The sequence below is a fragment of the Micromonospora sp. NPDC047793 genome, assembly GCF_040642635.1.
Classification (GTDB): Bacteria; Actinomycetota; Actinomycetes; order Mycobacteriales; family Micromonosporaceae; genus Micromonospora.
On the sequence record NZ_JBEYSG010000032.1, the window covers coordinates 1 to 13,604 of the forward strand.

Below are 13,604 nucleotides of genomic sequence, written 5' to 3' on the forward strand. Positions count from 1 at the left end.
ACGTCGATGTTCTTGCCTTGGACGCTGAGGGCGTTGCGGGCGGCGGCGGGGCCGCAGTAGTAGAAGTTGGGCTGGGCTTCGTAGCGGACGTCGAGCTGGCGTTCGCCGTGGCCCTTGCGGTCGGCCTGCACGACGGCGGCGGCCTGGACGCCCGGGGTGGCCTGGGCGGCGATCGCGGGTGCGGCGATGCCTCCGGCGGTGGCGGCGGCAGCGGCGATGGTCAGAGCGGTCTTGCGCAGCATGGTGGTACGCATGATGATCTGAACCTTTCGTCGGGGGTGTGCGGCGATCTCCCGTGGGGGACGGGTGTGCCGCGGGGGGATGTCCCGGGTTCGTCGGCGTCCGCGCGGTGGGGACTGCTCACGACGTCCGGGCCAGGTGTAACGCCGGGGGGTGCGGGGTCATTCCGGCCCGGGTCCCGGGGGGTGCGGCGCCGGGGGAGGCGTCGCGGTCATGCCATGTACAACCCCCGGCCCGGCCCGATGATTCCGCGATCGCCGCGGCCACAGCCCACCCACGAGTGGGCACGAATCAGACACCGAGGTACGAATCGCCAGCGGCGAACCGGATCATCCGACGTTGATCGACGCGCCCTCGCGCCCGGAGCGTCCGGCGTCAACCCTGAACATCACCCGTCCCGTCGCGAACCCGCCCACCGCGCGGGGGCGATGTTAGGAGGGGTCCCCTGCTATACACCAGGCGTTAACAAGGGGCCCTTCCTTGCAGGGGGGATGGTTGCGTGGGGCGGCCAGGGGATGTCGGGTGCGGAGTGGAAGGTGACGCCCGCCCGCGTCCAGCGCGGGCCGTGCCCGGCCAGCCGTCGACGGAAGGCGTCCCAGTCGTGGGTACGGCGGGGTGACCAGCCCAGCTCGGCGATCGCGGGCAGGCGGGGCAGCAGCATGAACTCGATCTCGTCGAGGCTCGTCACCGACTCGGTCCAGAGCGGCGCCTCCACCCCGAGTACGGCCTCGGCCGGCACGCCGGTCAGGTGCGTGCCGGGATCCCACTCGTACGCCCGACGTACGTCGATGAGACCGGCCCAGTCGTGTCCGAGCGGCGTGTCCGGGGCATACTTCATGTCCAGGTATGCGTGGTTGCCGGGGGAGAGGATCATGCGGGCGCCCCGACGGACCGCGTCGGCGGTCTGCGGGTCGTCGCCGTTCGTGCCCCACCACTGCAGGACGCGCCCGTCGACGTGCCCGGCCGGGGCGATCTGGTGCCATCCGACGACCGTCTTGCCGAGCCCGGCGACGATCCGCTGCACCCGCTCGACGAACCCGGCGTAGACGTCGGCGGGCACCTTGAACGCCTCGTCGCCGCCGATGTGCAACCACTGGCCGGGGGTGAGTGCGGCGAGTTCGCCGAGGACGTCGGCGACGAAGTCGTACGTCCGATCGTGTGCCGGGTCGACGTAGCTGAACCCGACCTCGGTGCCGGTGTACGGCGGCGGAGCGGTCCGGTCCGGGGAGAGTTCCGGGTACGCGGCCAATGCGGCGTTGGTGTGCCCGGGCAGGTCGATCTCGGGGATGACGGTGATGTGCCGGGCCGCCGCGTACGTCACGATCCGGCGGTAGTCGGCCTGGGTGTAGTACCCGCCCGGCCCGCCACCGACCTCGGTCGCCCCGCCGACGGTGCTCAGGTCGGGCCAGGAGTCGACGGCGATCCGCCAGCCCTGGTCGTCGGTGAGGTGCAGGTGCAGCCGGTTGAGCTTGTACCGGGCCAGGTGGTCGATCATCCGCAGCACGTCGGGTACGCCGAAGAAGTGCCGGGCCACGTCGAGCATGGCGCCCCGGTGCGGGTAGCGGGGCCGGTCGAGGATCGATCCGCCGGGCAGCACCCAGTGCCGGTCGACCGGGGTGGCGCTCTCGATGTCGGCGGGCAGCAGTTGGCGCAGCGTCTGGACCCCGTGGTGCAGGCCGGCGGCGGTGCCGGCGGTGAGGCGTACCCCGGCGCGGGTGACGTCGAGCCGGTAGCCCTCCGCACCGAGGTCGGCATCGCCGGTCAGGGCGAGGGCGATGCCGCCGGCCGGGGCGGGCGCGGTGGTGTCGGTGACCGGCAGCGGGTACCCGGTGGCGGGGCGCAGCAGCGCGGCGAGCTGCTCGGCGACGGCGAGGGCGGCGGGGTCGGCGCTGACCCGGATGACCGTGTCGGCGGTGAGCAGGTGGTCGGCGCTGGCGTCCGGGGTGACGTGTTCGGGGGCCGGCACCACGTCGTCGAGGGGGACCGGCGCCGGCCGGGCGAGCTGGGTCGCCGCCTCCCGCGCCGCCGTCTCCGCCAGCTCTCCGGCGGTGCGGACCGCGTGGCCGGCCGGATCGGCGGCGGCGACCGCTGGAGCGGCGACCGCGTTGACGGCGGTGGCCTCCGGGGCGGCGGGTGGCGTGCGGTCCGCGGTGGTGCCGGTCCGCGCGGCGGGTACGCCGGCCGGGCCGGTGCTCTCGGGTGGCTGCGGGGCGGTGGTGGGGGGCGTGGACACGACGACGGCTCCGAGGGGTGTAGTCGCGGCGGTTCTGGCAAAGGTGCGAGCGTGACGCTGCGTGCCGTCAAGAGTACGGGGAGACCGGCTGTTGCGTATTCGTGCACGTGGAAACGTTCCCAGGGACCGTGGCGAGCGCGACCGATGGTGATTGCTGTGCCCCTTGTCACCGAATGTTCCCGGGGCTCACGACGTTCGCTTAGCCTTCGCCCACCGATCGGAAAAGTCCCTTGGATTAGCAGTGGTCGATCCCGGGGAAATCGAAAACTGAACCTTCGTTAAGTGTCAGTCCGGGCGCGTGGGAGGCTTTGGTGACGCAGGAAACGGTCGAACACAAGTACGTCTACGACTTCGCCGAGGGCAACAAGGACCTCAAGGATCTGCTCGGCGGCAAGGGTGCCAATCTGGCCGAGATGACCAATCTCGGCCTGCCGGTTCCGCCCGGCTTCACCATCACCACCGAGGCGTGCCAGGCGTACCTCGCCACCGGCGCGGAGCCCGACGGGTTGGCCGACCAGATCGCGCGTCACCTGGACTCCCTGGAGCGGGGCATGGGCCGGCGGCTCGGCGACCCGGAGGACCCGCTGCTGGTCTCGGTGCGCTCCGGGGCGAAGTTCTCCATGCCCGGGATGATGGAGACCGTCCTGAACGTCGGGCTCAACGACCGCTCCGTGGTGGGCCTGGCCCGGCAGGCCGGCGCCAACGCCGACTCCGCCGACCCGGCCGCCTCCGGCGGCAGTGACAGGTTCGCCTGGGACTCCTACCGCCGACTGATCCAGATGTTCGGCAAGACCGTCTGCGACGTGCCGGGGGAGGAGTTCGAGCAGGCGCTCGACGACGCCAAGCGCGCCCGGAACACCACCGACGACCTCGACCTGGACGCGGACGACCTGCGGGGACTCGTCGACACGTACAAGAAGATCTTCCGGAAGCACACCGGGCGGGACTTCCCGCAGGAGCCGCGCGAGCAGCTCGACCTTGCCATCCGCGCGGTCTTCGACTCGTGGAACGCGGAGCGGGCGGTGGTCTACCGGCGGCAGGAACGCATCCCCGCCGACCTCGGCACCGCCGTCAACGTAGTGGCGATGGTCTTCGGCAACCTCGGGCCGGACTCCGGCACCGGGGTCGCCTTCACCCGCGACCCGGCCAGCGGCGCGCAGGGCATCTACGGCGACTACCTGGCCAACGCCCAGGGCGAGGACGTGGTGGCCGGCATCCGCAACACCGTGCCGTTGCAGGAGCTGGAACGGATCGACCGGACGTCCTACGACGAACTGCTCGACTACATGGCCCGGCTGGAGCGGCACTACCGGGACCTGTGCGACATCGAGTTCACCATCGAGCACGGCAAGCTCTGGATGTTGCAGACCCGGGTCGGGAAGCGGACCGCCGCCGCCGCGTTCGTCATCGCCGGTCAGCTCGTGGACGAGGGGCTGATCGACCTGGACGAGGCGCTGCACCGGGTCAACGGCGCCCAACTGGCCCAGCTGATGTTCCCCCGCTTCCAGCTCGACCACGAGTTCCAGGCGGTCGCCACCGGCATCGGCGCCTCGCCGGGTGCCGCCGTCGGTGCGGTCGTCTTCACCTCGACCCGTGCCGTGGAGCTGGCCGCCGAGGGCCAGGACGTGATCCTGGTCCGCCGGGAGACCAACCCGGACGACCTCAACGGCATGATCGCCGCACGGGGCATCCTCACCTCGCGTGGCGGCAAGACCAGCCACGCCGCCGTGGTGGCCCGGGGGATGGGCAAGACCTGCGTCTCCGGCGCCGACGAGCTGGACATCGACGTACCCGGCCGGCGGTTCACCGTGGCCGGGCGAACGGTCACCGAGGGCGACGTGGTCTCCATCGACGGCACCACCGGCAAGGTGTACCTGGGCGAGGTGCCGGCCACGCCCTCCGAGGTGGTGCAGTACTTCGAGGGCGAACTCGACCCGGAGACCACGGACGACGCGCTGGTCCGGGCCGTACACCGGATCATGTCGCACGCCGACGCCGCGCGGCGGCTGGCGGTACGCACCAACGCCGACACCGCCGTCGACGCGGCGCGGGCCCGGCGCTTCGGTGCCGAGGGCATCGGGCTCTGCCGCACCGAGCACATGTTCCTCGGCGACCGCCGTGAGCTGGTCGAACGGCTCATCCTGGCGCGCGAGGCGGACGAACGGGAGCAGGCCCTGGCCGCGCTGCTGCCGTTGCAGCGGGCGGACTTCGTGGAGATCTTCCGGGAGATGGACGGGCAGCCGGTCACCGTCCGGCTGATCGACCCGCCGCTGCACGAGTTCCTGCCCCCGCTGGAACAGCTCGCGGTCGACGTGGCGGTCGCCCAGGAACGCGGCGAGGACGTCGCCAAGGAGGAGGCGCTGCTGGCCGCCGTACGCCGGATGCACGAGGAGAACCCGATGCTGGGGCTGCGCGGCGTACGCCTCGGCCTGGTGATCCCCGGCCTGTTCGCGATGCAGGTGCGGGCGATCACCGAGGCGGCGGTGGAGTGCACCCGGCAGGGCGTACGGTCCTGCCCCGAGATCATGGTGCCGCTGGTCGGCGCGGTGCAGGAGTTGGAGACGGTCCGCGCGGAGGCGGAACGGATCATCGGTGAGGTGGTCGGCGGCAGCGACGTCGAGGTGCTGATCGGCACGATGATCGAGGTGCCCCGGGCGGCGCTGACCGCCGGGCAGATCGCCGAGGCGGCCGAGTTCTTCTCCTTCGGCACCAACGACCTGACCCAGATGGGCTGGGGTTTCTCCCGCGACGACGTGGAGGGCGCCTTCTTCTGGCGCTACCTGGAACTGGGCATCTTCGGCATCTCACCGTTCGAGTCCATCGACGCCGACGGGATCGGCCGGCTGGTGCGGATCGCCGCCGAGGAAGGGCGGGCCGCCCGCCCCGGGCTCAAGATCGGCGTCTGCGGCGAACACGGTGGTGACCCGGACTCGGTGCACTTCTTCCACTCGGTCGGGCTGGACTACGTCTCCTGCTCGCCGTTCCGGGTGCCGGTGGCCCGGCTGGAGGCGGGGCGGGCCGCAGTGGTCACGGCGGGCTCGGACAGTCGCTGACGGGTACGGGCCGGTGGACGCGCATCCACCGGCCCGGTGCCGGTGCCGTCGGGCTTGGTGCCGGACTCACATCGGCGGTCGACGCCAGGTGATGTAGGGGTCGCGATGCGGACGCCGGCTGGGCAGGGTGGCCATCGGGGTGCGTACCGCCAGCGGGGCGTGCGGGTCGGGACGCTGCGTCGGCAACGTCGGGCGGTGCCGGGCGGCGAGCGCGGCACCGGCCCGGGAGACCAGGCCCCGGGCCTCCTCGCGCAGCGCGACCAGGTCCGCGCCCGGCTCGGCGACCAGGGTCAACAGGGCGTCCCGGCCGGCGGGGTAGGTGACCACGCAACCGGCGGCGGTGTGCACCACGGATTCGTGGAACTCTCCCCGTCGGACCGTGGTGGCCATCCGGTGACCGAGTCCGAAGCTGGCAGCGGCCAGGGCGGCGAGGTGGGTGGCGTCGGTCGTGGGCAGGTCGCTGGAGATCAGCAGGCCGTCCATGCCGGCGAGGACGACGCCGGCGATCTCGGGGCGGCGGCGACGCAGCCCGCGCAATTCGGTGCCCATCATCGTTTCCGCGTTCACGAGCGTGTCTCTCCCACCGGTCGTGTCTCCGCCTCAACAGGTGACGTTCCGCAGTGGCGACGCTACCTGTCGGCGTCAAATTAGGCGATCCCGTGACCGTCGGCAATCGGTCGGCAACTCTCGACTGATCGGAGGATGTGACCACGACAGGGGCACGTCGCGGCCGGGCCCCGGCGGCTGGGCGGGCGTAACCTGGGCTCGCCCGTGGACCGTCGTCGCGAAGGGTGGCCGGATGGAACCGCGTACCGCACTGCTGGGAAGTCGTGCCGACGGCCGGCCGGTGGTGCCGGCATGACCAGCGTCTGGACGCATCTGACCGTGGACGCGCGCGACCCGGGCCGGCTGGCCCGCTGGTGGGCCGAGGCGCTCGACTACCAGGTGGTGCGCGAGCTGGCGCACGAGGCGGAGATCCGGCAGTCCGCCGACCGGCTGCCCGGCATCCTCTTCGTGCGCGGGACCGGGGTCAAGGAGGGCAAGAACCGGTTGCACCTCGACCTGCGCCCGGCCGACCGGGAGGCCGAGGTGGAGCGGTTGGTCGACATGGGAGCCCGGCACGTGGACGTCGGCCAGGACGGCGACGACTGGACCGTGCTCGCGGACCCCGAGGGCAACGAGTTCTGCGTCCTGCGGCAGGCGGGGGATTGAACGCTGACGGCGCCGAGGCGCGCTGGGTGGCGGAGCCGGCCAAGGACGCCGGTCACGGCCGGTCGCCGTACGAGCGGGACCGGGCCCGGGTGCTGCACTCGGCGGCGTTCCGCCGGCTCGCCACCAAGACCCAGGTGCACGCGGCCGGCACCGACGACTTCCTGCGTACCCGGCTGACCCACTCGCTGGAGGTGGCGCAGATCGCCCGCGAGATGGGCGCGCGGCTCGGCTGCGACCCGGACGTGGTGGACACCGCCGGGCTCGCCCACGACCTGGGGCACCCGCCGTTCGGACACAACGGCGAGGCGGCGCTGGACGTGGTCGCCGCCGACTGCGGCGGCTTCGAGGGCAACGCGCAGACGCTGCGCGTACTCACCCGCCTGGAGGCCAAGGTGTACGCCGCCGACGGCACCTCCGCCGGACTGAACCTGACCCGCGCCGCGCTGGACGCCGTCGGCAAGTACCCGTGGACGCGCCGACCGGGCCAGCGCAAGTTCGGCGTGTACGCCGACGACCTGCCGGTCTTCCACTGGCTGCGGGAGGGGAGCCCGGCCGGCGAGCGGCGCTGCCTGGAGGCGCAGGTGATGGACTGGGCCGACGACGTGGCGTACTCGGTGCACGACGTCGAGGACGCCATCCACGGCGGGTACCTGACCCTGGAGCCGTTGCGGGTCGACGCCGACGAGCGGGCCGCGCTCTGCGCCGACGTGGCCGCCGTCTACTCCACCGAGTCCCCCGACCACCTCGGTCAGGTGTTGCTGGACCTGCTGGCCGACCCGGTGTTCGCGCCGCTGGCCGGGTACGACGGCAGCCATCGGGCGCAGGCCGCGCTCAAGGCCACCACCAGCGTGCTGACCGGCCGTCTCGTGGCGACCGCCGTGTCGGCCACCACCGACCGGTACGGCCCCGGGCCGCACCGCCGGTACGAGGCCGACCTCGTCGTACCCCGGCCGCTGCGGGCCCGGTGCGCGCTGCTCAAGGGCATCGCGTTGCGGTACGTGATGCGCCGTCCCGGCGCGTCGCAGCACTACCAGCGGCAGCGGGAGATCCTCACCGACCTGGTGGCGGCGCTGGCGCGGCGGGCGCCGGATCTGCTCGACCCGGTGTTCGCGCCGTGGTGGCGTTCCGCGCCGGACGACGCCGCCCGGTTGCGGGTGGTCATCGACCAGGTGGCGTCGCTGACGGATCCGGCGGCGCTCGCCTGGCACGCCCGCCTGCTCGACCGGAGCGCGACGTAAGGGGTGCGCGGTGTAACGGTGCGCGGTGTAAGGGGATGCGGTGCAAGGGGGTGCGGTGCAAGGAAGGGTCCCCTGCTAACGCCTGGTGTATAGGAAGGGACCCCTCCTAACACCACACCCCGTCGCGCGCCGTCGGGGGCGGTCGGGGGTGGGGATCGGGTACCGGGGTGGACGACCACCGGGTTAGTTAGGTTAGCCTAACCAGATGACGGAGCGCCCGATCAAGGTCACCACCGCCCGCGTGCTGCGCACCGGGCGGCCCACCGCGCACGTGATCCGGCTGGTGCTGGGTGGGGAGGAACTCGTCGGGCTGCCGCTCGGCGAGTACACCGACACCTACATCAAGATCGTGTTTCCGGTCGACGGGGTCGACTACCCGCGCCCGATGGACCTCGCCGCGATCCGCCGCGAGCAGCCCCGGGAGTACTACCCCCGGCTGCGGGCGTACACGGTCCGGAACTGGGACGCGGTGGCGGGGGAGATGACCGTGGACGTGGTGCACCACGGCGACGAGGGGCTCGGCGGGCCGTGGGCCGCGGCTCTGCGCCCCGGCGACGAGGTGCTGTTCGTCGGCCCCGGCGGGGCGTACGCGCCGAGCCCGGAGGCGGACTGGCACCTGATGGTCGGCGACGAGAGCGCGATGCCGGCGATCGCCGCGTCGCTGGCCCGGCTGCCTGCCGGCGTGCCGGCGTACGTCTTCCTGGAGGTCGACGGCCCACTCGACGAGCAGCCGCTGCCCAGCCCCGGCGCGGTGGCGGTGACCTGGCTGCACCGGGGTGCCCGGCCGGTGGGCGAGGCGCTTGTCGACGCCGTACGTGGGCTGGACTTCCCGCCCGGTGCGGTGCAGGCGTTCGTGCACGGCGAGGCGGGTTTCGTCCGCCAGTTGCGCAAGCTGTTGCGGGTGGAACGGGGTGTGCCGCGCGACGCGCTCTCCATCTCCGGCTACTGGCGGCGGGGCCTGGACGACGAGGGCTGGCGGGCCAGCAAGTCCGACTGGAACCGGCAGGTCGATCTCGACGAGCAGGCCCCGGTTCCGGTCCCGGCCGGTTGATCAAGGTCTTGACGAGCCTTTTTCCTCGGATCCTGTTAGCGTCATGATCCAATAGGGTTCGAGGTGCCCGAACTCTCCGTTAGTGCCCCGTTTGTCGGCGATCATCAGCATTGTGTCGCCGAGCTCCTGGTCACACCAGGGTGATTCGTGCTGATTGCGGCACGCGGCGGCGCGGGAACCGGAGGATTGGTTCGGGGTGACCATGAGCGACGAAATACCGCAGCAAACCCGCCAGCGGGCGGGCGAGATCGACCGGGTCGTACTCGGGCTCGGCGTCGGTGGGGTGCTGGCCGTAGTGGTCTGGGGAGTACTTGCCCGCGATTCGCTGGCGAGCTTCGGTGAATCCGGCCTGGGCTGGGTGATCGACACGTTCGGTTGGTTCTTCGTCGTCGCGGCCAACGCGTTCCTGGTGCTCGCGGTGGTGATGGCGTTCTCCCGGTTCGGTCGACTCCGGCTCGGGAAGGACGACGAGGAGCCGGAGTTCAGCGCCCTGGCCTGGATCGCCATGATGTTCAGCGCCGGTATGGGTATCGGCCTGGTCTTCTTCGCCGTCGCCGAGCCCATCCAGCACTTCACCACCCCGGCACCGGCGAGCGGCGTCGAACCGCAGACCGAGGCGGCTGCCGGGGCGGCAATGCAGTACACGCTGTTCCACTGGACGCTGCACCCCTGGGCGATCTACGCGGTGGTGGCGCTGGCGCTGGCGTACTCGACCTTCCGTAAGGGCCGGAAGGGCACCATCTCGGCCGCGTTCCGGCCACTGATCGGCGATCGGGCCGACGGCGGTCTCGGCCGGACGATCGACCTGTTGGCCGTCTTCGCCACCGTCTTCGGCTCGGCCACCAGCCTCGGCCTCGGCGCTCTCCAGGTCGCCGCCGGCCTCGACCTGGTGGTGGGCGTCCCGGACAGCACCGCCGTCGAACTGGTGGTGATCGGCGCACTCACCCTGGCGTTCGTGATCTCCGCCTTCACCGGCCTGCACAAGGGCATCAAGTGGCTCTCCACCACCAACGTGCTGCTCGCCCTGGGGCTGATGTTCTTCGTGTTCGTGGTCGGTCCGACGGTCTACACGCTGGAGGTGCTGCCCGCCTCGATCGGGAACTACCTCGACGACCTGGTGGTGATGTCCACCCGTACCGGCGCCTTCTCGGACCCGGCGTGGCTCGGTGACTGGACCATCTTCTACTGGGCGTGGTGGATCTCCTGGGCGCCGTTCGTCGGTACCTTCATCGCCCGGATCTCCCGGGGCCGTACGGTCCGGCAGTTCCTGATCGGCGTCCTGCTGGTGCCCAGCGGCGCCAGCGCCGTGTGGTTCGCGATCATGGGCGGCAGCGCGCTGCGGATCCAGAGCACCGGCACCCGTGACCTGGTGGCCGACGTCGCCGCGAGCAGCGAACAGGCGCTGTTCGGCCTGCTCGACGCGCTTCCCCTGGCAGCGTTGACCAGCGTCCTGGCCATGGTGCTCATCGCGCTGTACTTCGTCACCAGTGCCGACTCGGCCTCGTTGGTGCTCGGCTCGCTGACCTCGCGGGGCTCGCTGCGGCCGCACCGGGTGCTGGTGGTCTCCTGGGGGGTGCTGATCGGCGCGGTCGCCGCGGTGCTGCTGCTCGTCGGAGGGCTGGACGCCCTGCAACAGGCCACCATCATGATCGCGTTGCCGTTCGTGGTGGTGATGCTCGGACTAGCCGCCGCGCTGATCAAGGACATGTCCGACGATCCGCTGCTCGCGCCGCCGTTCCGCACCCCGCGATCCGGCCTGGCGGCCGCCGTGCGCACCGCCCGTTCGTACGAGGAGGAGGACCCGCCGCCCGTCCGGCGCTACCTCCGCCGTCGTCCCCGCTGATCCTTGGGGGTGTGAGGAGGGGACCCCTGCTATACCGCAGGCGTTAGCAGGGGGCCCTTCCTTACACCGTCGGTGGGGCAGGGCAGGATGTAGCCCGAGGGGGTGGCGACATGGCGGGGCGGATCCGGGACGAGGACATCGCGTTGGTCCGCGAGCGGACCTCCATCGCCGAGGTCATCTCCGACACGGTGACGCTCCGATCGGCCGGCGGCGGCAACCTCAAGGGGCTCTGCCCGTTCCACGACGAGAAGTCCCCCTCGTTCAACGTCTCACCCGCCCGTAACGTCTGGTACTGCTTCGGCTGCGGCGCGGGCGGCGACGCGATCAAGTTCCTGATGGACGCCGAGCACCTCAGTTTCGTCGAGTCGGTGGAGCGGCTCGCCGAACGGGCCGGCGTGCAACTGCGGTATATCGAGGACGACCGCTCCGCTCCGCGCACCCGCCCGCAGCAGGGCCAGCGGCAGCGGCTCGTCGCCGCGCACGCCGCCGCCGTGGAGTTCTACACCGCGCAGCTCACCACCGCCGGGGCGCGGACCGCACGGGAGTTCCTGGCCGAGCGGGGGTTCGACCGCGCCGCCGCCGAGCGGTACGGCTGCGGCTTCGCCCCGGAGGGCTGGGACCCGCTCACCAAGCACCTGCGCCAGCGCGGGTTCACCCACGACGAGCTGGTCACCGCCGGGCTGTCCCGACCGGCCCGCTCGGGCAGCCTGATCGACCGGTTCCGGCGTCGGCTGCTCTGGCCGATCCGCGACCTCACCGGCGACGTGATCGGCTTCGGTGCCCGCAAGCTGTTCGAGGACGACGACGGCCCGAAATACCTGAACACCCCCGAGACGCCGATCTACAAGAAGTCGCACGTGCTCTACGGCATCGACCAGGCCAAACGGGAGATCGCCAAGCAGGGCCGGGTGGTGGTGGTCGAGGGGTACACCGATGTGATGGCCTGCCACCTGGCCGACGTGCCGACCGCCGTGGCGACCTGCGGCACCGCGTTCGGCGCCGACCACATCGGCGTCCTGCGTCGGCTGCTGCTGGACACCGACGCGGTGGCGGGCGAGATCATCTTCACCTTCGACGGGGACGCCGCCGGCCAGAAGGCGGCGCTGCGGGCCTTCGAGGACGACCAGCGGTTCGTCGGGCGTACCTTCATCGCGGTCAGTCCGGACAACATGGACCCGTGCGAGCTGCGCCTGGCAAAGGGCGACCTGGCCGTACGCGACCTGGTGGCCCGCCGCGAGCCGCTCGTCGACTTCGCGCTGCGGCACATGCTCAACCGTTTCGACCTGGACACTGTGGACGGTCGGGTGGAGGCGATGCGCCGCGCCGCCCCGCTGGTGGCGAAGCTCAAGGACCAGGAGAAACGTCCCGAGTACGTGCGCAAGCTCGCCGGGGACCTCGGCATGGAGATCGAGCCGGTGCAGCGGGCGGTGCTGGCCGCCGCCTCGGGGCGTCCGGCGGAGGCGCCGACGCGTACCGCCCGTGCCGAGCCGACGGTGGACAGCCCGCAGTCGATGGTCGAGCGGGAGGCGCTCAAGCTCGCCCTCCAGGAGCCGGCGCTGGCCGGGCCGATGTTCGACGCGGTCGAGGCGAGCGACTACCGGCACCCGGTGCACGTGGTGGTCCGGGAGGCGGTGTCGGCGGCCGGCGGAGCCGCGTCGGCGGCCGGTGGCGCGGTGTGGATCGAGTCGGTCCGGGACGCCTGCACCGACCTGGCGGCCCAGGCCCTCGTCGGTGAGCTGGCCGTGGAGCCGTTGCGGATCGACGGCGAGCCCGACCCGAGATACGTCTCGATCACGATGGCCCGCCTCCAGTGGGGCTCGGTCACCGCCCGCATCCGGGACCTCAAGTCGCGGATCCAGCGGATCAACCCGGTCAACAACAAGGACGAGTACTTCGCCACCTTCGGCGAGTTGCTGTCGCTGGAGCAGCACGCCCGCGCGCTGCGCGAGCAGGCGGCAGGAGGGCTGTAGAGATGGGACTGTTCCGCCGCCGACGCAAGCTGCCGCAGACCGACCGGCCACCGCTGGAGCGCGACGAGCGGGTGCTGGCCTGGTCCGCCGCCGGCAACGGCGAGGGAGACGGCGTGGTGGTGGCCACCAACCTCGGGCTCTGGCTGCCCGGACGCGGCCACCGGGTCGGTTGGCACGACATCGTCAAGGCGGTCTGGTCGGGCCGGGAGTTGACCGTCACTCCCGGCGAGCAGGTCGCCGAACGGGACGGGTACGTGGTGGTCGCCGACTGTCCGGCCGAGCGCTACCTGCTGCTCGACCCCGGTGAGCTGCCGCACCAGATCCGGGCCCGGGTCACCAAGTCGGTGGCGTACACCCAGCACCACGCCGTGCCCGGCGGCGCTGGTCGGATCGTCGGCCGGCGGGTGTCCGGCGTCGACGGCCTGTCCTGGATGGTCCGCTACGACCCCGGCACCCCCACGGACGACCCGGCCGTGCTCGCCGAGACCGATCACCTCGTCGCCGCCGCCCGCGCCGCCACCACCCCCACCGACCTCTGACCTGCCCGGCCGCCCTGCTCCGGCGGCTGTCCGCGCCGTCCGCCTCGCCGTCCGCCTCGCCGTCCGCCTCGCCGTCCGCCGCGGGCGCCCGTCACGCCGATCATGGATTTGTGGCGAGGACGAACGAGGGCAAAACACATCCTTCCGGGTGCCATAACTCCATGATCGACGTGCGGGTCGGGTGGGGCGCGGGGGTGGGTGGTGTGGGGGTCGGGGGGAGATCGG

Annotated in this window: 9 protein-coding genes and 1 pseudogene; 7 read left to right on the plus strand and 3 right to left on the minus strand. The window is 71.9% G+C overall.

The window, feature by feature from the left end; translation table 11 throughout:
- Both ABZ738_RS32230 and ABZ738_RS32235 read right to left on the minus strand, forming a co-directional pair.
- A pseudogene (locus tag ABZ738_RS32230) lies at window positions 1-254 on the minus strand (phytochelatin synthase); the annotation flags it as partial.
- 434 nt (window positions 255-688) lie between these two features.
- Entirely contained in the window at window positions 689-2,473 is a 1,785-nt protein-coding gene (locus ABZ738_RS32235) for a beta-N-acetylhexosaminidase (RefSeq protein WP_357219625.1), read from the minus strand.
- 308 nt (window positions 2,474-2,781) lie between these two features.
- On the opposite strand from ABZ738_RS32235, the gene ppdK reads away from it, so the two are divergent.
- Window positions 2,782-5,526 carry a pyruvate, phosphate dikinase gene (gene ppdK / locus ABZ738_RS32240; protein ID WP_357219628.1) on the plus strand — a complete coding sequence of 915 codons (2,745 nt, stop codon included), beginning with the start codon at window positions 2,782-2,784 and terminating at the stop codon, window positions 5,524-5,526.
- Window positions 5,527-5,592: 66 nt separating this feature from the next.
- Here the strand turns inward: ppdK and ABZ738_RS32245 are convergent, their stop codons facing one another.
- Window positions 5,593-6,078, minus strand: a complete 486-nt coding sequence (locus ABZ738_RS32245) for a roadblock/LC7 domain-containing protein (RefSeq protein ID WP_254876962.1) — start codon at window positions 6,076-6,078, stop codon at window positions 5,593-5,595.
- A gap of 306 nt (window positions 6,079-6,384) precedes the next feature.
- Between ABZ738_RS32245 and ABZ738_RS32250 the strand changes: the two genes are divergently transcribed.
- The 6 genes from ABZ738_RS32250 to ABZ738_RS32275 all read left to right on the plus strand — a co-directional run bounded on the left by ABZ738_RS32250 (window position 6,385) and on the right by ABZ738_RS32275 (window position 13,379).
- Window positions 6,385-6,738, plus strand: a complete 354-nt coding sequence (locus tag ABZ738_RS32250) for a VOC family protein (protein WP_131054896.1) — start codon at window positions 6,385-6,387, stop codon at window positions 6,736-6,738.
- Complete coding sequence (locus tag ABZ738_RS32255) at window positions 6,735-7,976, plus strand: deoxyguanosinetriphosphate triphosphohydrolase (RefSeq protein WP_357219632.1); 1,242 nt, start codon at window positions 6,735-6,737, stop codon at window positions 7,974-7,976. Before ABZ738_RS32250 ends, ABZ738_RS32255 begins: the two co-directional genes overlap by 4 nt.
- Window positions 7,977-8,181: 205 nt before the next feature.
- Window positions 8,182-9,027, plus strand: a complete 846-nt coding sequence (locus ABZ738_RS32260; protein ID WP_357219635.1) for a siderophore-interacting protein — start codon at window positions 8,182-8,184, stop codon at window positions 9,025-9,027.
- A 202-nt stretch (window positions 9,028-9,229) separates the two neighbouring features.
- Window positions 9,230-10,870, plus strand: coding sequence for a BCCT family transporter (locus ABZ738_RS32265; protein ID WP_357219638.1), 1,641 nt, complete (start codon window positions 9,230-9,232; stop codon window positions 10,868-10,870).
- A gap of 110 nt (window positions 10,871-10,980) precedes the next feature.
- Window positions 10,981-12,840 (plus strand): DNA primase, encoded by a 1,860-nt coding sequence (gene dnaG / locus ABZ738_RS32270; protein WP_357219640.1) that lies wholly within the window; start codon window positions 10,981-10,983, stop codon window positions 12,838-12,840.
- 2 nt (window positions 12,841-12,842) lie between these two features.
- Window positions 12,843-13,379, plus strand: coding sequence for a hypothetical protein (locus tag ABZ738_RS32275; RefSeq protein ID WP_357219643.1), 537 nt, complete (start codon window positions 12,843-12,845; stop codon window positions 13,377-13,379).
- The last annotated feature ends 225 nt before the right edge of the window (window positions 13,380-13,604 follow it).

Bases quoted from the DNA above. Each gene is read 5' to 3' on its own strand.
- ABZ738_RS32245 (WP_254876962.1), bottom strand. From the start codon at position 6,078: ATGATGGGCACCGAATTGCGCGGGCTGCGTCGCCGCCGCCCCGAGATC.
- ABZ738_RS32250 (WP_131054896.1), top strand. From the start codon at position 6,385: ATGACCAGCGTCTGGACGCATCTGACCGTGGACGCGCGCGACCCGGGC.
- ABZ738_RS32260 (WP_357219635.1), top strand. From the start codon at position 8,182: ATGACGGAGCGCCCGATCAAGGTCACCACCGCCCGCGTGCTGCGCACC.
- ABZ738_RS32265 (WP_357219638.1), top strand. From the start codon at position 9,230: ATGAGCGACGAAATACCGCAGCAAACCCGCCAGCGGGCGGGCGAGATC.
- dnaG (WP_357219640.1), top strand. From the start codon at position 10,981: ATGGCGGGGCGGATCCGGGACGAGGACATCGCGTTGGTCCGCGAGCGG.
- ABZ738_RS32275 (WP_357219643.1), top strand. From the start codon at position 12,843: ATGGGACTGTTCCGCCGCCGACGCAAGCTGCCGCAGACCGACCGGCCA.